Origin of the sequence: Novosphingobium endophyticum (assembly GCF_014640675.1) — a bacterium.
Taxonomy (GTDB): Bacteria; Pseudomonadota; Alphaproteobacteria; order Sphingomonadales; family Sphingomonadaceae; genus Novosphingobium; species Novosphingobium endophyticum.
Genome location: NZ_BMHK01000004.1, coordinates 35,929 through 55,980 on the forward strand (window position 1 = coordinate 35,929; position 20,052 = coordinate 55,980).

A 20,052-nucleotide genomic window follows, 5' to 3' on the forward strand; every position below is an offset into this window, starting at 1 on the left:
GTCCGGCCGGCGCCGCCCCGGTCTTGGGGCCGGGGACGGCCGCCTTTTTGCTCAGTTATCCAGCCGCATGCCCTGCAGGCTGCCTTCCTCGCGCCATTCCCTGACGAGGCGCTGGAAGTCGTCCCAGCCGGGCCCCCAGCCGCGGAACAGGAACCACTTGGCTTCCTTCTCGCCCTCGTTGGTGAAGTAGCTTGGCGTGCATTCGTTGAGGATGACCGAGAGATCGAGTTCCTTCTCGCGGAATTCCTTCACGTAAGCGTCCTGGGCCTCCTGCGTCGGCTCCACAGCCTTGATGCCGCGCTTGAGCGCTTCGGAGATGACGTAGCTGGCGTGATAACCCTGCATGCCGAACTGCAGCGTGGTGTTGCCGTTCAGGCCGCCTTGCACGTAGCCGGTGAAGAACATGTTGGGAAAGTGATGCGTCATCGTCCCGTGCAGCGTGAGCGGGCCGTCTGACCAGTGGTCGTAGATCGACACGCCTTCGCGGCCCTCAACGGTTTCGATGCCCCAGCGGCGCTTGAGCTCGCTGGTCACTTCGAAGCCCGAAGCGAAGATCATGCAGTCGATCTCGTGCTCCTTGCCCTCGTGGATGAAGCCATGCTCGGTCATGGCTTCGAGGCCGGCGGTCTTCGATACGTCGACCAGATGCACGTTCGGCCGGTTGAAGGTCGCGTAGTAATCGTTGTTCGAGAGCGGGCGCTTGCACATGAAGCGGTACCAGGGCTTGAGCGCCTCGGCCGTCTCGGGATCCTGGACGATCGAATCGACGCGCTCGCGCAGGCGCTGCATGACGCGGAAGTCCATGACTTCGCGGCGGCGCATGAATTCCTCCATGCTGACCTGCGGCCAGCCTTCTTCCTCGAGCTCAGCATTCAGGTTGCGGTTGATCTCGGTCCAGATGTCGCAGATCAGGTCCGGGTCGCCCGGGGGGATGATCTCGTTGGCGGCGCGCAGGAAGTTGGCCTGGCGCTCGGCCTGCCAGCCGGGCTTGAGCGAGGCGGCCCATTCGGGATCGGTCGGCGGGTTGGGGCGCTCGTCCACGCTCGAGGGCGTGCGCTGGATGACGTAGAGCTGCTTGGCGTACTTGCCGAGGTAGGGCACCGCCTGGATCGAGGTCGCGCCGGTGCCGAGGATCGCCACGCGCTTGTCGGCCAGCTTGTCGAGAACCGGTTCGTCCCAGCCGCCGCCGGTATATTCATAGTCCCAGCGCGAGGTGTGGAACATCTTGCCCTTGAAGCGGTGGATGCCGGGAATGGCCGGGAACTTGGGCGTCGACAGCGTGCCGCCGCACATCATCACGAAGCGCGCGCGGATCTCGTCCTCGCGGTCGGTCGAGATGCGCCAGCGCTTGATCGATTCGTCCCACCTGAGGCTGGTGATTTCGGTGTGGAGCAGCGCCTTGTCGCGAAATTCGAAGCGGTCGACGATGGCCTGGATGTAGTCGTAGATTTCCTTGCCGTCGGCGAACTTCTTGGAGGGCAGGTGGCCCATTTCCTCCAGCAGCGGGAGGTAGCAGTAGGCGTCGTTGTCGCACTGGATGCCGGGGTAGCGGTTCCAGTACCAGGTGCCCCCGAATCCGCCCGCATGCTCGATGTGGCGGAAGTTGGTTACGCCCGCCTTGGTGAGGTGATAGCCGGCCATGATGCCGGTCCATCCGGCGCCCAGAACCGCGACGTCTATGTCCTCGTCGACCGAATCGCGCGGAACAACCGGCGTGAAGGGATCGTGCTCGCGCGTGTCGTGGACAAAGTGGTCCTCGGGCGCGGCGTACTGGTTCTGGCCCTCACGGCGCATGCGCTTTTCGCGCTCGGCGTGATACTTTTCCTTGAGCGCCTGGATGTCGACTTCTTCAGGCGCGGGAACGATGGTCTTCTGGCAATTCATATCCGGTCCCACTTCTCTCGGGGCAACGCCAGCAGCGCCGCCGCCATTTGCCGCAAGCTGAATAGGTTTGCGCGCTTATTTGTCAACAGTGTTGTTCATTAAGCCCCCCTGGCCATGGCAAAACTGTAGCCGATGTGATCAATGTGTCCATGCAGGCCGAAGTCCAGCAGGCAGGGGTTTTCCGGCCCCTTGTCATGAATGGCCTCGTTTGCGGCGGCGACCTCCTCGATGGTCCAGCGCGGGCGATAGACGCCGCGCGTTTCGGCGACGAACATGCGCGCGACGCGGCCTGCCATCGAGGCGATCGTCTCCCCAGTGACGGGGCAGCTCTCGTGCGCGAGCCAGCCGACCACTGGCGCGACCAGTTCCGGCTCCATCGGCGGGTACTGCGAGGTGTCGAGCCCCTCGGCCATGCGTGTGAGCGCGCCGGGCACGATCGTGTTGCATTTGACGCCGAACGCCTCGCCTTCCAGCGCGGCGATGTTGCCCAGTCCGAGCATGGCGGACTTCGACATGCCGTAGTTCACGCAGCGTTCGTTGCCATAGAGCCCGCCGACCGAACTGGTCAGGACGATGCGGCCGTAACCTGCGTCGCACATAAGGCCGAAGGCCGGTTGAACCACGTGAAATGCGCCCAGCAGGTGTACGTCGAGCACGGCGCGCAAGTCCTGGGCAGAAAGCTCGCGGATCGATCCGTAGCGCACGTTGCCGGCATTGTGGATCAACACGTCGACGCGGCCCCATGTATCGAGCGCGGCCTGGATGATCGCCCTGCCGCCTTCCGGCGTCGCGACCGAATCGGCGTTGGCGATGGCTTGGCCGCCCGCCGCGACGATCTCATCGACGACGCCTTGCGCGACGCTCGTGTCCGGACGGTCGCCCCGGATTGCGCCGCCCAGGTCGTTGACGACGACCCTGGCCCCGCGCGCGGCGAGCAACAGGGCATAGGCCCGGCCAAGCCCACGGCCCGCTCCGGTAATGACGGCGACGCGTCCGTCGAAACGCATTTCGGGCGTGGGCATGTTCGGGCATCCTTCTGGCGGTATCCGGGCAATTGTACGGGTTTCCGGCCGGCTTTAGAATTTGGCGCCGACCGCCATGCACCGGGGCCGCCTTTGTTATCGGCTCACTACGCCAATATCTGTACGCATATGCCCGTCCGAGCAAGCGATGCCGGCGATCTCGTCGCCCCGGCGATGGGCGCGCGGCCGCGGCCTGCCGCGTTGCCTATGCGCTGCGCGCCCGATAGGAATCCGGGCATGGACTCGGCGCGCGGCCGAGCGAGAGGACAGGATCATGCTCGAACCCGCAGGCCGTAATCAGGACGGAATCGCCGCGCAGCCCGGCGAAGGCTGGGCGCTGCACCGCATGACCCCGCCCAGCCGGCTCAACGGCGCCAACGGCATCCGTGCCGGCGCGGACGGCAGGCTCTATGTGGCGCAGGTCGCGGGGAGCAGGGTCAGCGCGGTCAATGTCGACACCGGCGCGGTCGAGACGATCAGTGCCGCCTCGGGTTCGGGCGGCGGTATTGTCGGCCCGGACGATCTCGTCTTCGATGAGGCAGGCAATCTCTACTGTACCGAGATCACCGAAGGCCGCGTCTCGATGATGACGCCGGACGGCCGCTACAAGGTGATCCATGGCGACATGCCGGTGGCCAACCCCATCACTTATCATCAGGGCATGCTGATCGCGGGCGAACTGCGCATGGGCGGGCGGATCATGGAACTGGACCGCGACGGCGGAGCGCCCCGCGTGATCTGCGAAGGCGTGCCGATGGCCAATGCCTTTGAAGTGGGCCCGGACGGCAAGCTCTACTTCCCCGCGCAGGGCGCGAACGAGATCTGGCGTGTCGGCCTCGACGGCGGCGAGCCGGAAGTGGTCGCCAAGGACCTCGGCGTGCCGGACTCGGTCAAGTTCCACCCGGACGGCTACATCGTCTCCACGCAGGTCTACAGCGGCCAGGTGCTCAAGGTGGACCCGCGCACCGGCGAAAAATCGGTGCTGGCGGACATCGGCCCCGGCCTCGACAATGTCGCCTTCGTCAACGGACGGACTTTCGTCAGCCACATCAACGGCTCGATCACGGAAGTCGTCGCGCCGGGGCAGACGAAACCGCTGATCGAGAAGGGCCTGCAATGGCCGCTCGGGCTTGCGGTGGGCCCGAACGGCCATGTCTTCGTGGCCGATGGCGGCTTTACGTACCTGCTCAATCCGGGCGAATCGCTGCAACTGGTGGGGATGCTGTTCACGCCGGGCTTTCCCGGATGGGTGCGCGCGGCGGCGGCCTGCGGAACCGACGAATGGGTCGTTACTACCGCGAACGGCGACGTGGCGCGGTGGAATCCGGCCACCGAGCAAACCGAATTCCTGACACGCGGGCATGACCTACTGATGGGCATCGCCGTGGCGCCGGGCGGCGCGGTGGTCGTCGCCGAACGTCCGACGGGCAGGGTGCTCGCGGTCGAGGACGGCAAAGTCACCGAGCTGGCGAGAGGGCTCGATCAGCCGATGGGCGTCGCGGTTTCGGGGGACGGCACCGTCTTCGTCGCCGAAAGCGGCGCCGGGCGCGTGGTCAAGCTGACAGGCGGACGCAAGGAGACCGTGCTCGACGGTCTCGTCCGGCCGGAAGGCATCGCCATTGCCGGCGGCGCCCTCTACGTCGCCGATCCCGGCGCGGGAGAAGTGGTCGTCAGCGATCTTTCGGGCGGCGCGCGCGAAGTGGCCGCGAGCGGCCTGCCGATCGGCGGCCCCGGGGGCTCGCGGCCGGTCCAGCTTGGCGGCGTGGGCGACATGTGCGGGCCCATGAACACGTTCGTCGGCATAGCGGTCGCACCGGACGGCACGGTCTATCTGTCCGCCGATGCCGAAGGCAGCGTGCTTGCATTGCGCCGGCTGTGAGGGAGAGCGGCACCGTGCTCAAGCAGATCTGCTTCTTCCGCAAGCGCCCCGACATGACCATGGACGAGTTCATGGACTACTACGAGAACCAGCACTCGCAGCTGGCGAAGAAGATGGGGGCAAAGCCCGCGATCCCGAACGCGGTGCGCTATGTGCGCCGCTACCTCGTCCCCGAAAGGAACCCGGTCACCGGCGAGATTCACGATCCCGGCTATGACTGCATCATGGAGATCTGGTGGAACAGCCGCGAGGACTTCGAGCGTTCGCAGGCGATCATCAGCGATCCCGAGCGCCTGCCGATAACGAAGGCCGACGAGGAAAAGCTCTTCGCCAGCCACGAGAATCCCGTATGCACCTGCATCGAATACGATTCGCCGATGGGGCCGAACGGAGAGGTGCCCCGCGTCGACCTGCGATACGAGGATTGAGGTGCACGCGACCGTGACGACAGCGCGCGACGAATGGCGCAGCCATGCCATGCTGCCGGTGGCCGCCGGCCTCGGCTATGCGACCAGCGTGATCCACATCTATGGCATCGGGCCTTACCTCGCCCCGGTCGCCGACACATTCGGCTGGACGCGCACCGAAGTGACCTTCGGCCTCACCATCGCGACGCTGGTACAGGCGATTGGCGGCATCTTCATCGGCCTCGCTGTCGACAGGTACGGGCCGCGCCGTTTCGGCGTTATCGGCCTCGTCCTGATTTCGGCGGCCTTTGCCCTACTGGGCACGGCGGACGGGTCGCTGCTGGGCTGGTATCTGCTCTGGGGGCTGATCTCGCTCGCGGCGCTACCGGTCCAGGCCTCGATCTGGACCAGCGCGGTCGCCTCGCGCTTTCATGTCTCGCGCGGCCTGGCTTTCGCGGTGACGCTGTGCGGCGCCTCGATCGCAGCGGCGCTGTTCCCGCTGATGGGCACTTACGCGATCGCCGAACTTGGCTGGCAAAGGGCTTTTCCGACCCATGCGGCGGTCTGGTTCGTCGTTGCCTTCCCGCTGATATTCCTGTTCTTTCGCGGTGCCTATGATCGCGGGCGCGGCAAGCAGGCGGCCGAAAGAGCGGTAAGGCCGCACGACCTGCCCGGCGCCACGCTGGGCGAGGGGCTGCGCTCTTCGGTCTATCACCGTCTCTTCATCGCCAGCCTGCTGTTCACATTCACCATTATCGCGCTGGTCGTTCACTTCGTCTCGATTCTCACGGACCGCGGCGCCGATGCGCTGACCGCGGCGGCGATCGCTTCCTTCGTCGGCTGGTTCTCGTTCGTCGGTCGCCTCGGCACCGGCTTCCTGCTCGACCGTTTCCCGGCATCGCTGGTTGGCGCGGCGGTCTTCCTGCTGCCTGTCGCGGGCAGTCTGCTGATGCTGCTCGGCGGAACCTCGTTCGCCGCGCTCGCGCTTGCCTCGGGACTGATCGGTCTGACGCTGGGCGCGGAGATCGATGTCGTCGTCTTTCTCATCAGCCGGCATTTCGGATTGAAGAATTTCGGCGGGCTCTACGGCGGCGTTCTTGCGGCGCTCTCTATCGGAACGGCCATCGGCCCGCTGGTGGCCGCGCAGATCTATGACCGCACGGGCAGCTACGAGATGTTCCTGTGGATGTCGCTCGGCTTCATGGCGGCGAGCAGCCTCGCGATAGGAAGCCTGCCGCGGCGATACGGAGCCTACGCGGCGGCCTGAGATGCAGGCGGCCTCAACAAGACCCTGTTTCGGCGGCTACCCCCTACCGGAAGCTCTTCGAGAGGATGACCAGTCTCGGATCGCCCTCCACCGCCTCCGGCACAAATTCCTTCTCGCGCTCCAGTGCGATAGCGGCGCGGTTTTCGCGGTCCTCGATCGTGATCACGCGCCGCACGCCGCGCGCCTCGGCCTCTCGGGTTAGCAGGTCGAGGAGCGCCCAGCCGATGCCTTTGCCGCGATAGTCGCGGCGGATCGAAACGGCGACTTCGGCGGTATCGAGCGGACCGTCGCAGACGAGCAGCCCGGAGGCGACGAGCGAGCCGTCGGCGCGATTGAACGCCAGGTAGCTCTCCGAGCGAAAGTGGTCCGCATGGACCAGCGGATCGAGCTGGGCGTGCGAGATCCGTTCGGCGGCGGTAAGGAACCGGAACCGGCGATCCTTGTCGCTCACCCGCTCGAAGAAGGCGATGAGCGCCGGTTCGTCGTCTTCGGTGGCTGGACGGACATCGAGCTGGACGCCCGAGCGGGTATCGATCGGGATGACCTGGGTGACGTGCATGGCAGGAACTCCTGAACTGTTGCGTCCCTCTTGGGTCATGTTCTGCGCCCGGCCCTTGATCGAGCGCAAGTTCGCGTTCGCAAGTACCGGAAATCCCGCTCAGTATTGTCGCATGCCGGTTGCGTCCTCGGCCTTGAACACGGGGATCGACTCGAGGGGCCTGAGCATGAGCAGCGGGATCGTCCGGTCGGTTGCCTTCTGGTAGTCGCCATAGAAAGCAAAGTTGTCGACCATGTGCGCCCAGGCCTTCTCGCGCTCGGCCCCTTCGGGTTCGCGCCAGGTGGCGCGGAAGGCTTCGGTCGCAACCTGGAAATCCACCGTCTCTTGTTCGCGGATGTTGAGATACCAGGCCGGGTGGTGGTCCGCGCCGCCCTTTGAGGCGACGATGACCAACTCGCCGCCGACGACGCCGTAGCACAGGCCGGTGATGAAGACCTTGCTAGTCTTGCGTCCTGTATACTTGATGAGACAGTGCGTGCCGAAAGCGGGGCCGCCGACCGCCGTGATGTCCATGATGTGGCCTTTGGCGCCTCCGGACGAGAGGTAGAGGTCGCGGTGCTCCGCCACCCAGTCCTTGCGCACTTCGCTGATGGCTGCTGATGTTTTGTCGCTCATGGCGGATCCTCTTTCCCGGTCTGACCGCCCGGTCCTGGCGGTGCTTGTCAACCGCGAAGTCTCACCTATTTCGCTGACGGGGCCAAGACCCGGATCCATGCATTCGGCACCGCCGGGGCGATTTGCGCCCATGTGCGAATAATGAGATAACGGGCGCAAATACGCACAACGCAAAGCAAGAGGATCCGATGGGTGAAACAGGCAAGATCGTGACGGCAGCCGAGGACCTGGTCGCTCCGGTCAATGTCCCGGCGCAAGCCTATATCTCGCCGGACTATGCCAGGGCCGAGCGCGACCGGCTCTGGCGCAAGGTCTGGCTGCAGGCGGGGCGACTCGAGGACATTCCCGAGGTCGGCAACTACATCACCTATGACATTCTCGACGATTCGGTGATCGTGGTGCGTTCCTCGCCCAGCGAGATCCGCGCCTTCCACAATGTCTGCCCGCATCGTGGCCGCCGGCTGATCGACATACCGCCGGGCAAGCGGAGCGCGCGCGGCACCCGGCCGAACTTCGTCTGCGGCTATCACGGCTGGACCTTCGACCTTGAAGGCACCAACACCTACATCGAGCATCAGGAGGACTGGCAGGGCCGGCTGTGCGACGGGCTTGCCGACCTCGGCAAGGTCAAGGTCGATACCTGGGGCGGCTGGATCTGGATCAATCTCGATCCCGAGGCGATGCCGCTTGCCGAATATCTCCACCCCGCCGCCGAAATGCTCGAACCCTACCAGCTTCACAACATGCGCCCGCGCTGGCGCAAGTGGGTGGTGTTCGAGTGCAACTGGAAAGTGGCGATGGAGGCTTTCTTTGAGACCTATCACGTCTCCACGACGCATTCCGAGTTCATGGAGTTCGGCCAGTTTCGCGGCTGGGCGCGAAATCAAGGGCTGCATTCCAACATCGGCTACGATGCACCCGCGGGGCAGGAGGAGGACTCGGGCAAGCTGCGCATTGGCGCCGGCGAGGATCCGCGCCTGACTACGGCCGAAATGCAGAACTTCACCTGGGAAAACGCCAATACCAACACGACGATGACGCTCGTCTCGGTCGCCAATCGGCTGAAGGACGAATTGCCCGAAGGAACGCCGGCGGCGGAGGTCTCGGCCTACTGGCTCAAGACCGCGCGCGAGGAGGACGCCGCGCGCGGCGTCGTCTGGCCGACGGTCGACCCGCGCCACACCGCCAAAGCGGGAACGGCCTGGCAGATCTTCCCCAATTTCCAGATCGGCCACGCGGTCAACAACATGCTGTGCTATCAGGCGCGGCCCTTTGGGGCCGATCCCGACAAGTGCATCTTCGAGGCGGCGGTCTATGAACTCTATCCCGAAAGCGAGGCGCCCGAGACGGATTGGGAATATACCGAGCCTCAGGACTGGCCGCCCGTGCTGCAGCAGGACTTCGCCAATATGGCCGCCGTGCAGCAGGGCATGAAGAACGTCGGCTTCCGGGGCGCCCAGCCCAATCCCTATGCGGAGCGTTCGGTCGCCAGCTTTCACCTGAATCTGGCCAGGTTCATGGGAATCGGGAACCCCACCACCTATTGACCGGTTGGACAAACGCGGGGATCGGCGGGAACGATTCCGCGCAGCAGGGGATGTCACATGGTCAGGATGCCGCTCGTCCATCTGAGCTGGGCCATCGCCGACAACGCCGATCGGCCGGCATGCGATGCTTTCTTTCGCGAGGTGTTCGGGGCCGAAACGGCTTACGAGATGCTGGTCACGCCCGAAACCGAGAAGTTGGGGCTCGACCGCGAGGAAAGCCTGCTGATGATCGGCGATTCGATGCTGATCCCGATCGCGCCGGCCGGACGCGGGACTCGGGAGGGCCATCCGCTTGGCGACATGCTGCGCCGCTCCGCCGCGCCGATGCGCTGGATTGGCGTCGCGCTCAAGGTCGCGGACCTGAAGGAGGCCGACGCCTGGTTCGCGGCGCGCGGGTTCAAGCGGCACTACGATCCCGGCATGGAGGCGCACTACTTCCTGGTGCCGCGCGGGCAGGCCATGGGCATGCGGCTGGAAATCGTCGTGCAGGACATGCCCGGCGATCCGCGCCGCGATGCGTCATGGACGCCGGAGAAATGGCGCAGCGAGCACCCGCTCGGGATCGAGGGCCTGCAGGCGATCGGCATCTCCGCGCCTTCGCTGGACGAGGCGCGCGAACTGTTCGCCGGCAAACTCGAATGGCCCGAGATCGCCGTGCGCGAACTTACCGAGGCAACGTGCGCGGCCTTCGCGATAGGGGATACCGTGCTCGAGGCGCTCGAAGACAAGCGCGAGGACGGCCCGGTCGCGACCCATGCGCGCGAGGTGAAGGGCATCTATCACCTCGTCTACAAGGTCCGCAGCGCCGAGAAAGCCGCGAACTATCTGCGCGGCAAGAGCCTGACCCTGATCGGCAACGTCTCGGATCGTTTCGCCATTATGCCGGTGGAGGCCCATGGGCGGCTGATCTGGTTCACCGAAGAGACGCCGGAAGGCTATCCGGAAGTGGGTTCGAAGCTGGGCGAAATGGCGCGGTTTCCGAACGGCTGACCCGCATCACCCAACTTCCAGCATAGCTCTCCTTCAAACTGACGATCGTTGTCGTCCTGGTGTAAATGAACGTATGGCGGGTCCCGAGGCGCGCATCAGCCGCCGTGAAGGGCGGCTTTGCCGGCGTCAGCTGTCCGAGAGACGGCCAAGCTTTGCTAGGCGCGGGGGAGTGAATACCTAGACCGCAAGGCGCTTTCGATGCTTGTCGATTGCGGCCACGACTTCTCCCGAAAAGGGTAGATGCGCCTTTTCTTGATCCCAAAGCGCGTCAAATTGCTCGACGGTCTCTTTTGCCGTCGAGACGACGAGGTGTGAGGCCAACCGCGACTTGTCCGCGATCGTTTCCAGTTCGCTGTAGGTAAACGACTCCCATTCGCGCGAGCGATGGAATTTGAGAGCGGAATCCTCCTCGGGAAAATAGGCGACCGTCGATAGGAGGTCGTAAGCGGGGGCGAGGATTGGTCGGCGTTGGTCGGGATAGATCAGCGACCAGTTTTTCAGATGCATGTCACCATTGCCGATCAGAACGGAATAGGTGAGGCGGCGGACAAACTCGACGGCGCTTGCCTCGTCTGTCTCGATCGCGAGCACTGACAAGATTTGGCGGTAGCTGGCGTTCTCATACTTGTCGTCGGCGTACACGCCATAGACCTGGGCAAAGTCCTCGACGTGGATTGCACCTTCGTCGTTACGATCGAAGCGGCGTATGGCGTAGGCCGACGCCCCGTATCGGGTGATCCCGTCGGGCAATCCTTCAATCGCATCCAGCGGCACAAGATCGATTTCAGGGACATCGATCCCGAGCTTGGAGGCCAAGCTCATGGCGGCGTACTCGTTTTCCGGAACGTCGGGGTGACGGGCTGATGGGAGTTTTACGATCCAGTCGCCGCCTGTGCCGCTTACCGGAATGGTGAGGCCACCATTTTTGCCTCGGTTCTTCAAGGCCGAGAATTTGAGCCGAACGCCTGCAAGGGAGAAACGCAGGGCATGCTTGGCCTGCCCTGCGACGCCTTCATTTTCGGAATCCTCGGGCGGTGCATCGCGTGCATCAACGGGAACGGCTTTGACGGCTCCTGGCAAGTCCCTGCCGAGTTGGGCGAGCAGCGGGTACTCGCGAATAGCTTTGACCCCAGCGCGCCGCGCCAGATAATCGCGCAACGTACCTTCGGGCAAGAGGTTGGAGAAGAACGGCTCGATTGTGGTCTGGTAGGCACGCGGCGCGTTGACGATGCCGCCATAAGGGTCGCGGTAGGCAAGCGAGAGCGTCGAACGATCCTCATCTGCGAGGTAGACCTCGTCAAACGTGAAGATGCTGCGATCCCCATCGAGACGGGCGAGCGTCCCGATGCGGCGGTCATACAGGAGTATGTCGAGAGCGGCTGCGTCAATCATTCGTCATCCTCCTCCAGCCGATAGGCAGGAAGCTGACGCCTTGTCTCTATGAGCGGTGTGTGCAGCTGAATGTTGCGGAAGTGCCTAAGCGACGAAGTTGCCTCCTCAAGCTGCTTGGCCAGTTTGGCTGCACCGCCCTGAGCGTCGATCAGGGATTTCAGACGCTTTGCAGGTTGCAAAGCTTCATCCAGAGCCTTCAGTTGAGCGGCATCGAATTGCAGCTTGGGAATGGTCCGGATCGCGTTCTGAAAGCCGTCGATCTGCGAAAGATCGGGAAAGCTAGCTTTGATGCGCTGGGCAAGCCGCGCTTGCTCGTTGAGCAAGTTCAGGGCGCGACTGGTTTCGACAGTCGTGCCGTGGGCGCGAAGAGCGCCTTCCACAGCGGGCAGAGCCTTGCGGGGGACAAGCTTGATCTCAAGGTCGAGGGCGCGCGCGATTTCGACAAGGCTTGAGAGCTGGAGATCGACCGCGCCTTTCTCTATCTTGGAGATATGGCTTTGAGGCAGGCCGACGCGCTGCCCCAGTTCCTTCTGGGTCAGTGCCTTCGCCTGCCGTGCCGCACGAATGATGGCGGCTATCTCGTCCATTCTTGCACTCATTTATCTGCTTTTGCATATACTGGGTTAAAAATATATGCCTTTACATATCACATCTTTGGGGCCTTCCGCTAGGTGATATGTTTTTGCATATATGTGATGCACAGAATATGTAGTTGCATATACTGGATATGTGTCCGAGCTTGTTTATCCGAGACGATGTGGTCGACGACAGTTCCCTGCGCCGGCGACGACAATGACGCCGGCCCGGGGTGATTCGGACTACCGATCTGTGCGCGGGTCGGAATTGCGCTGCGTGCAGTTGGTTCAGTTCGATCTGGGAGAGGGTCGACCGACGATTAGATAGCGCCAGACACCGACGCAATTGATAAGGAGCAAAGGCGATATTCTGCCAGGCGATCCCTTCGCTATCGGGATTGGCAAAGCCCCACGCGACAAGGCTTATCCGAGCTGGTTACGAAGATCACCATGGCCCATCCCGTCCATAGCCGCCCGAGATTCAACGATACGATGAAGGCGGCCACCGTGGCGGCGAATGCACCGTACGCACCAGTTCTGCCAATAAAGTGGCTTAGTTTCAATATCTTATGAGGATTTTCCAAAAGCTGATGGGACACATTTTGCGTCGTGGGGAACATTTCGGCAAGCGAAATTTGCGTTTCGCATTCTGGCCTTGCCGGGCAAAATTGCAGGGCCATTCGGGCGCGTCGTGGCGAAATTACGGCTGTCAGCACTACGCGATCGCCAACTGGTAGCGTGTCGATTTGAGCATGCCCGTTTGTGTCAGCGCCCCCATCGCGACGAGCTCATGTAAGTCGCGAGTGGCGGTCGCGCGCGAGGTGCCGGTGATGGTGATGTAGTTGGCCGCGCTGAGTCCGCCCGTGAAGCCATCGATCCCTTCCCTAAACATGCGTGTGATGACCCGGGCCTGACGCTCGTTCATCTGGTCGCGGAAGCGGTCGTAGAATTTGACCTTCGCGAGGAGGAAGTCGATCAGCGCGAGGCTGTGTTCCTGTGCGTCCAGTACCGTCTGTGCAAAGTAGGTTAGCCAGCCGGTGATCTCGTTTCGCTTGTTGGCTGCCTCCAGTGCGTCATAGTACGTGGCGCGGCTGCGCTGTATGACCTGCGACAGGGCAATCAGGCTGGGCTGGCCGATGGCTTGAGAGAGAGCCTTTTCCGCAAGTGCGCGGGCGATGCGCCCATTGCCATCCTCGAAGGGATGGATCGAAACGAAGTAAAGATGGGCGATCCCTGCGCGGGTCAGGGCGGGCAAGGGGTTCGAGCCCCCTGGGTTTGAACTGGTGAACCAATCCAGGAAGCCTTGCATCTCTTCCGGCACATCTTTTGATGGGGGCGCCTCGAAGTGAACCGCGGGCTTGTGAACAAGCCCGGAGACGACCTGCATTGCATCCTCATGATCACGATAACGGCCAACAGCGTCGATATCGCGACGTCCGCTGACGACCATATCGTGCCACGCGAAGAGTGTTTCGTTCGTTAGCGGATCGGCAAAGTCGCGGTAGAGTGCGATCATCATTTCCGCGATGCCGCGTTCGGCAGGAGGAATTTTGCGATCTGCGGTCTCGAGGCCGAATTGGCGGCGTAACGAACTCTGCACGCTGTCACGATTGAGCAACTCGCCTTCGATCTCCGAGGTCTTGAGCGCCTCGCCGGTCATGATGTCAATGGTGACAGTCGCGCGGTCATCCTCGGTCAGGTGCTTGGTCGAACCGATCAGGATGCCGGATTGCTGCAGGAATTGGGCTTCAAGCGACGCCAAAGGGGCGCTGTCCCAGCGAAACTCCGGCCAGTCTGGCTGCTGCCAATTCCACTTCATGAGCTATAAAATCCTCATTTATAACTCAACATATTATATATAGTGATTTATAAGTCCAGCATTTATGCAACGTAACTCGATCGTGCAGCTGGAGAAAACTTTTTGTCATAGTGCTTTATGCCAGAATCTGCCCCATATGAGTGCCCGCTCCAGATCTGGGAGGAGGCAAGCTATCCCATCCAGGGCGCCCCAGAGTTGGTGGCCAACCATTACGGCCGCTAGCCACCGCCAGATGCCGGTTCAAATTTGTCCACGCCGCATAGAAACACTTTGCCGAAGGCTCAATACAACGCGGGCGCCGCACGGATCAGCCATTCTTTCATTGAACCTCGGCGACGTGCTTCCGAAGGCTCTCCCGCAACTCAAATGTTTGGGAGATCATCAATGAGATTGAGCAAGATAACTGTGATTGGGGCCGCTGTCGGCGGAATGTGCACGGCAGCTGCTCACGCTGCGGTTCCAGAGGCTGGAGGCACGAGCCCTCAAGCACAGGCTCAACAACCGTCAGCACCGCCGCCTGCTACATCCGCTCCGTCCGCGGGAACGCCCGGCGCGGTAACCTCTGAAACAACCTTCAGCGATGAAGAGCTCGAGCAGTTTGCGCGGGCGGCAATGGCCATCCAGCAAATTGAGAAGGATCCCACCGCTTCGGCGGAAGACAAGCAACCGAAAATGGCCGCTGCCGTACAAGCGTCCGGATTGACCCCGCAGAAGTTCAACGAGATCGCCGCCGCTTCGCAATCTGATGCCGCACTGATGCAACGCATCCAGATGGCAGCTGGAAAGATCCAAGGGGCCAATTCGCCGTAATGAACATGGAGCGGGCGCTGAGCAGCGCCCGCCGTTCGTTCATCGGTACCGCGCCGACCTAAATGACAGATTTCTCGTGAGAGAGCAGGTGTTTCTCAAAGGGGGGGCGACAGTGGAGACAGGTCTTTCGAGCATCGAAAGGTTTCGAGGCGCAATTGAAACCAGTGCACTGGGTTATGAATTGGCCGCTCTTGCAAGCGATGCGGCACGCAAAATAGCCTTGGAGCGTGAATCCGCCAAGCGGAAGGACATCGCTCGGAGCTTGGTAGTAGCAGTTTCAAGATACGGCGACGTGCCCGACGAACCGCATCGAAGTACCAGGGTTCGGCAGCGCATTGCTACCCGCATGCTGCGATCGTGTCCCGCCCAACAACGCGCAATCAGCAAGCGAATCGCAGCGGATGCTGAGCGCATCGAGATAGCCTTCTCAGAAGTTGTCGATGATCCTGGGATCTCACCGCCATGCCGACATGCTGCTTTTCAAGCTTACGCAAGATTGAGAATAGCTGAGCCTTTCCCGGGGCAAACAGTGAGCTGGACGGTGATTCAATAGTTCAAGACCGTCACCAGCGGCCGCCCCTACTTCGCCTCCGCAAGCAGCTTGGCCGCCTCTGCCGAGGCCCAGTCATTCCCGCCCGTCCAGCGCCAGACTTCCTTGCCCTCGCTGTCGAACAGTACCGTCACCGGCAGGTTGCCGCCGTATTGGAAGCCGAGGTCGCCCTGTTCGTCCACCCAGGGCTGGATGAGGTCGAGCTTGCGGCGGCGCAGGATGTCGACGACCTTGTCGATCTGGCCCATGTCCTGCGAGATCGGCAGCACCGTCACCCGGTCCTGTGTGGCCGACAGCGCCGCGAGCGTCGGCATCTCGGCGATGCAGGGCGCGCACCAGGTGGCCCAGAGGTTGACGAGCAGCGGCTTGCCCTTGAACGAGGCGAGGTCCAGCGTCTCGCCCTTGTCGTCGACGAGCGTGACGGCCGGGATCGGCTCGCCCTTGTGCGAACGGTCGAGCTTGTCCGCCGGGGCTTCGGTGGCCTGCGCGGTTTCGGCGGGGGCCTGCGAAGCCTGCGGTTGCGACTCCTCTCCGCTTTGCCTATCGCAGCCGGCGGCCAGAAGGGCGCCAGCAAGGACGAGATACTTGAGCGAGCGGGAAGACAGCAAGACGGGAGGCTCCAACCAGATGTGGGGCGGACGGTTCGAAGGTGGACCGTCGGCGATCATGCGCGAGATAAATGCCTCGATCCCCTTCGACAAGGCACTGTGGCGGCAGGACGTCGCCGCCAGCAAGGCGCATGTCGCAATGCTGGGCGCTTGCGGCATCGTTTCCGGCGAGGACGCCGTGGCGATTTCCGAGGGGCTTGACAAGGTCGCGGCCGAATATGAGGCCCATGGCGTCCCCGAGGACTGGGATCTCGAGGACATCCACATGACCACCGAGTCCCGCCTGACCGAACTGATCGGTCCGGTGGCCGGGCGCCTGCACACCGCGCGCAGCCGCAACGACCAGGTGGCGACCGATTTCCGCCTCTGGGTGCGCGATGCCATCGACCAGGCCGACGCCGGGCTGGAAGCGCTGCAGGTCGCGCTCGTCACTCGCGCGGGCGAACATGCCGGCAGCATCATGCCCGGCTTCACGCATCTGCAGACCGCGCAGCCGGTTACGCTCGGCCATCACCTCATGGCCTATTACGAGATGATCCAGCGCGACCGTTCGCGCTTTCACGATGCGCGGGGGCGCATGAACAAGTGCCCGCTCGGTTCGGCGGCGCTCGCCGGTACCGGCTTTCCCATCGACCGTGAGATGACCACGCAGGCATTGGGCTTCGACGCGCCGACCGCGAACAGCCTCGATTCGGTTTCCGACCGCGATTTCGCGCTCGATTACCTCATGGCCGCCGCGCAGTGCGCGCTGCACCTCTCGCGCCTCGCCGAGGAGTTCATCATCTGGGCGAGCCAGCCTTTCGGCTTCGTCGCGCTGCCCGATACGCTCTCCACCGGCAGCTCGATCATGCCGCAGAAGAAGAACCCCGACGCGGCCGAACTGGTGCGCGGCCACGCGGGCCGCATATCCGGCTGCCTGATGTCGCTGATGATGACGATGAAGGGCCTGCCGCTCGCCTATTCGAAGGACATGCAGGATGACAAACCGCCGGTCTTCGAGGCCGCGAGCCTGCTCGCGCTCTCGATCGCGGCGATGACCGGCATGGTCGCGGACACCAGGTTCCGCACCGACCGCATGCGCGGCGCGGCCGAGCTGGGCTTTGCCACCGCCACCGACCTTGCCGACTGGCTGGTGCGCGAGGGCAATATTCCCTTCCGCGAGGCGCACCACATCACCGGCGCGGCCGTGAAGCTTGCCGAGACGGCGGGCCTCGCGCTCGACAAGCTGCCCCTGGCCGATCTCAAAAAGATCGACAGCCGCATCGACGAGCGCGTATTCACCGCGCTTTCCGTCGAGGCATCGGTCGCCGCGCGAAAGTCGCATGGCGGCACGGCGCCCGATCAGGTTCGCCTGCGCGTGGCCGAAGCCCGGTCCGCGCTCGGTCTGGAGTAGCCCGCTTGCGCAAGGTCGTACCGCTCGCGTTGATCCTCGCCCTGGCCGCGTGCGGCTCGAGGAGCGGGCTGGAGCTCAAACCGGGGCAGGAGCCGCCTCCGGCGCCTTATGGCCGCGCGGAGAAACCCGAGCCTGACGAACTGCTCGAACCGCCGACGCTGGCGATTCCCGAACGCAGCGTCGAGCTGCGCACCCGATCCGAGGAGCGCGAGGACGATCCCTTCGATCTCCCGCCTCCGGAATAAGACCAGGACATCCATGGACCATTTCGAACTGAAGAACGGCGTGCTCCACGCCGAGGACGTGCCGCTGGAGGTGATCGCGCGCGAAGTCGGCACGCCGGTCTACGTCTATTCGCGCGCGACGCTGACCCGCCACGCCCGCGTTTTCCGCGAGGCGCTTGCCGCCCTGCCGAGCGTCCACATCGCCTTTGCGGTCAAGTCCAATCCCAATCTTGCGGTGCTCCACCTGCTGGCCAGCGAAGGCTACGGCGCCGATGTCGTCTCCGAAGGCGAGATGCGCCGCGCGCTGGCCGCCGGCGTGCCGGCCGGGGACATCGTCTTCTCGGGCGTCGGCAAGTCGAAGCGCGAGCTGACCGCAGCCCTCGAGGCGGGGATCGGCCAGTTCAACCTCGAGAGCGAGGAAGAAGGCGTAGAGCTGGCGGAAATTGCCGCCGCGATGGGCAAGGCGGCATCCTGCGCGCTGCGCGTCAATCCGAACGTCGATGCGAAGACCCACGCCAAGATCTCGACCGGAAAGGCCGAAAACAAGTTCGGCGTTACCTATGATGTCGCGGCCGGGATCTATGCGCGCCTTGCGGAACTGCCGGGTCTCGATATGCGCGGCCTCGCGGTCCACATCGGCAGTCAGATCAGTGATCTTGAACCCTCGCGGCAGGCCTTCATCAAGATGGGCACGCTGATGGAGACGATCCGGGCGCAAGGGCACGAGGTCACGCACATGGACCTCGGCGGCGGCCTTGGCGTGCCCTACAAGGCGGGCGAGAGCCTGCCCACGCCCGAAGATTACGGCAAGCTCGTCGCCGAAGTGGCGAAGGACTGGGGCGTTACCCTGATGTTCGAGCCGGGCCGCGTCATCACGGGCAACTCAGGCGTGCTTGTGACCGAAGTGATTCGCGTGAAGCAGGGCGCGGTGAACCCCTTCGTGGTGGTCGACGCGGCGATGAACGATCTTGCGCGGCCCGCGATGTACGATGCCTGGCATGACTTCGCGGCGGTGCGGCCAAGCGACGAAAAGATGGTCGCTAACATTGTCGGCCCGATCTGCGAGAGTTCGGACACCTTCGCCGAGGGCCGCGAGATCGACGCGGTGAAGGCGGGCGATCTTGCGGTGTTCCGCACGGCCGGCGCCTATGGCGCGACGATGGCGAACACCTACAACAGCCGCGCGCTGGTGCCCGAGGTGATGGTCGATGGCGACAAGTGGGCGCTGGTCGCTAGCCGCATCGAGCCGGAAACGATCCTGGCCGCAGAGCGCGTGCCGGAGTGGCTGAAGTAAGTCCTTCGACACGCTCGGGTCCTTCGACAAGCTCAGGATGAGCGGGTATGGATGGGCCAGTGACCGGAACCCGCTCGTGCTGAGCCTGTCGAAGCACATGCGCACGCCCGAGGCGAAATGATCGAAACCCTCCCCCTGTTCCACCGCATCGCCGGCCAGCCGGTCGTCGTGCTCGGCGCGGGGGAGGCGGCCGAGGCCAAGCGGCGGCTGGTCGAGCGGTCGGGGGGCCTCGTTGTCGATGACCTGGAGGAGGGCATCGCCAGGGGGGCGCGGCTGGCTTTCATCGCGCACGACGAGGAAACCTCGGCCGAAGCAGATGCGCTGCGGGCGCGCTCGGCCGGGCTGCTGGTCAATGCCGCCGACCGTCCGCGTCTTTGCGACTTTACCGTGCCCTCGATCCTCGAACGATCGCCGGTCCTGGTCGCGATCGGTACGGGCGGCGCCTCGGCAGGGCTCGCCAAGCAATTGCGGCTGCGGCTGGAGATGCTGCTGCCCCGGTCGCTGGGCGACCTCGCGAAAGCGCTCGGCGCGGCGCGGACGGCCTTGCGCTCGCGCTTTCCCGATGCCGGCGAACGGCGGCGCGCGCTCGACGGGGCGCTGGCCGCCGGCGGGGCGCTCGATCCGCTGGACGAGGGCAGCGCCGCCAAGGTCGCGAGCTGGCTCGCGGGCGCGGAGCGGGAACGCGGCGGGACGGTCGAGATCACCCTGCGCAGCGGCGATCCGGAAGATCTGACCTTGCGCGAGGCCCGCCTGCTGGGCTCGGCCGACATCATCGCCCATGAGCAGGGCACGTCAGACGCGGTGCTTGACCGCGCGCGGGCGGACGCGGTGCGGGTCGTGCTCGCCGAGGGCGGGACACCGCCGAAGGGCGAGGGGCTGGTGATCGTCTTGCGGTCGCCGCCGAGAGCCTGACGGACAACTTTCGCGCGGCGCTGGTCAAACCGTCAATGCGCATCGCTCTTACAACGATTTAACTGTGGAATCGCGCCATTCCGAGCCATCGTCCCGGCCGCCGCGTCGCAGCTTCAAGCCGAGGAGAATGCCAGTTCATGCCGGGACTCGCCCGTCCATCCTTTCCGAATGTCGATCCGGAAACCCTGCCGGAGCTGGCTTGCCCCGGTAATTGCGGGGACAGGTCGCGCAGCGGCGCGGGCACCGGGGGCGGCGTTTCGCGCGAAGACGGCCTTTACCAACTCCATCCGCGCGTCTGATTTCAA

General features: G+C 63.9%; 19 protein-coding genes and 1 pseudogene. 11 read left to right on the top strand and 9 right to left on the bottom strand.

The window, feature by feature from the left end:
* Nucleotides 1-51: 51 nt before the first annotated feature.
* Nucleotides 52-1,884 carry a flavin-containing monooxygenase gene (locus IEX32_RS03990; protein ID WP_188768628.1) on the bottom strand — a complete coding sequence of 611 codons (1,833 nt, stop codon included), beginning with the start codon at nt 1,882-1,884 and terminating at the stop codon, nt 52-54.
* 98 nt (nt 1,885-1,982) lie between these two features.
* Nucleotides 1,983-2,906, bottom strand: a complete 924-nt coding sequence (locus IEX32_RS03995) for an SDR family NAD(P)-dependent oxidoreductase (RefSeq protein ID WP_188768638.1) — start codon at nt 2,904-2,906, stop codon at nt 1,983-1,985.
* A gap of 274 nt (nt 2,907-3,180) precedes the next feature.
* Here IEX32_RS03995 and IEX32_RS04000 point away from each other — a divergent pair, with 274 nt between their 5' ends.
* From IEX32_RS04000 to IEX32_RS04010, 3 genes are read left to right on the top strand one after another with little or no spacing between them, the layout of a single operon-like run.
* Nucleotides 3,181-4,785, top strand: coding sequence for an NHL repeat-containing protein (locus tag IEX32_RS04000; protein WP_188768640.1), 1,605 nt, complete (start codon nt 3,181-3,183; stop codon nt 4,783-4,785).
* A 14-nt stretch (nt 4,786-4,799) separates the two neighbouring features.
* Nucleotides 4,800-5,213, top strand: a complete 414-nt coding sequence (locus IEX32_RS04005; protein ID WP_188768642.1) for an EthD domain-containing protein — start codon at nt 4,800-4,802, stop codon at nt 5,211-5,213.
* A gap of 1 nt (nt 5,214) precedes the next feature.
* Complete coding sequence (locus IEX32_RS04010; protein ID WP_229735931.1) at nt 5,215-6,459, top strand: MFS transporter; 1,245 nt, start codon at nt 5,215-5,217, stop codon at nt 6,457-6,459.
* 43 nt (nt 6,460-6,502) lie between these two features.
* Here IEX32_RS04010 and IEX32_RS04015 read toward each other — a convergent pair whose 3' ends face one another.
* Nucleotides 6,503-7,018: a GNAT family N-acetyltransferase gene (locus IEX32_RS04015; protein ID WP_188768644.1), complete on the bottom strand. Its 516-nt coding sequence runs from the start codon at nt 7,016-7,018 to the stop codon at nt 6,503-6,505.
* A gap of 99 nt (nt 7,019-7,117) precedes the next feature.
* Nucleotides 7,118-7,633 (bottom strand): nitroreductase/quinone reductase family protein, encoded by a 516-nt coding sequence (locus tag IEX32_RS04020; RefSeq protein ID WP_188768651.1) that lies wholly within the window; start codon nt 7,631-7,633, stop codon nt 7,118-7,120.
* Between the two features lie 188 nt (nt 7,634-7,821).
* Between IEX32_RS04020 and IEX32_RS04025 the strand changes: the two genes are divergently transcribed.
* Nucleotides 7,822-9,180: an aromatic ring-hydroxylating oxygenase subunit alpha gene (locus tag IEX32_RS04025; RefSeq protein WP_188768653.1), complete on the top strand. Its 1,359-nt coding sequence runs from the start codon at nt 7,822-7,824 to the stop codon at nt 9,178-9,180.
* A gap of 57 nt (nt 9,181-9,237) precedes the next feature.
* Nucleotides 9,238-10,170 (top strand): VOC family protein, encoded by a 933-nt coding sequence (locus tag IEX32_RS04030; protein ID WP_188768655.1) that lies wholly within the window; start codon nt 9,238-9,240, stop codon nt 10,168-10,170.
* Between the two features lie 177 nt (nt 10,171-10,347).
* Here the strand turns inward: IEX32_RS04030 and IEX32_RS04035 are convergent, their stop codons facing one another.
* From IEX32_RS04035 to IEX32_RS04045, 4 genes and pseudogenes are all read right to left on the bottom strand, one after another.
* Nucleotides 10,348-11,562 (bottom strand): type II toxin-antitoxin system HipA family toxin, encoded by a 1,215-nt coding sequence (locus IEX32_RS04035; RefSeq protein ID WP_188768662.1) that lies wholly within the window; start codon nt 11,560-11,562, stop codon nt 10,348-10,350.
* The gene (locus IEX32_RS04040; RefSeq protein WP_229735933.1) at nt 11,559-12,149 is read right to left on the bottom strand and encodes a helix-turn-helix domain-containing protein; all 591 of its coding nucleotides are present in this window, start codon (nt 12,147-12,149) and stop codon (nt 11,559-11,561) included. The genes IEX32_RS04035 and IEX32_RS04040 overlap by 4 nt, the downstream gene beginning before the upstream one ends.
* 276 nt (nt 12,150-12,425) lie before the next feature.
* Nucleotides 12,426-12,682, bottom strand: a pseudogene (locus tag IEX32_RS20590) (hypothetical protein).
* A gap of 170 nt (nt 12,683-12,852) precedes the next feature.
* Entirely contained in the window at nt 12,853-13,956 is a 1,104-nt protein-coding gene (locus IEX32_RS04045; protein WP_188768667.1) for a Fic family protein, read from the bottom strand.
* A gap of 384 nt (nt 13,957-14,340) precedes the next feature.
* Here IEX32_RS04045 and IEX32_RS04050 point away from each other — a divergent pair, with 384 nt between their 5' ends.
* Entirely contained in the window at nt 14,341-14,766 is a 426-nt protein-coding gene (locus IEX32_RS04050) for a DUF4168 domain-containing protein (RefSeq protein WP_188768669.1), read from the top strand.
* Nucleotides 14,767-15,345: 579 nt separating this feature from the next.
* Here the strand turns inward: IEX32_RS04050 and IEX32_RS04055 are convergent.
* Nucleotides 15,346-15,924 carry a TlpA family protein disulfide reductase gene (locus tag IEX32_RS04055; protein WP_188768671.1) on the bottom strand — a complete coding sequence of 193 codons (579 nt, stop codon included), beginning with the start codon at nt 15,922-15,924 and terminating at the stop codon, nt 15,346-15,348.
* Between the two features lie 19 nt (nt 15,925-15,943).
* Here IEX32_RS04055 and argH point away from each other — a divergent pair, with 19 nt between their 5' ends.
* From argH to IEX32_RS04080, 5 genes are all read left to right on the top strand, one after another.
* Nucleotides 15,944-17,317, top strand: a complete 1,374-nt coding sequence (gene argH, locus IEX32_RS04060) for an argininosuccinate lyase (protein ID WP_188768963.1) — start codon at nt 15,944-15,946, stop codon at nt 17,315-17,317.
* Between the two features lie 5 nt (nt 17,318-17,322).
* Entirely contained in the window at nt 17,323-17,562 is a 240-nt protein-coding gene (locus IEX32_RS04065) for a hypothetical protein (RefSeq protein WP_188768673.1), read from the top strand.
* Nucleotides 17,563-17,575: 13 nt separating this feature from the next.
* Nucleotides 17,576-18,835 carry a diaminopimelate decarboxylase gene (gene lysA / locus IEX32_RS04070; protein WP_188768675.1) on the top strand — a complete coding sequence of 420 codons (1,260 nt, stop codon included), beginning with the start codon at nt 17,576-17,578 and terminating at the stop codon, nt 18,833-18,835.
* 117 nt (nt 18,836-18,952) lie between these two features.
* Entirely contained in the window at nt 18,953-19,747 is a 795-nt protein-coding gene (locus IEX32_RS04075; protein ID WP_188768677.1) for a precorrin-2 dehydrogenase/sirohydrochlorin ferrochelatase family protein, read from the top strand.
* Between the two features lie 137 nt (nt 19,748-19,884).
* The gene (locus IEX32_RS04080) at nt 19,885-20,046 is read left to right on the top strand and encodes a hypothetical protein (protein ID WP_188768679.1); all 162 of its coding nucleotides are present in this window, start codon (nt 19,885-19,887) and stop codon (nt 20,044-20,046) included.
* Nucleotides 20,047-20,052 lie beyond the last annotated feature (6 nt).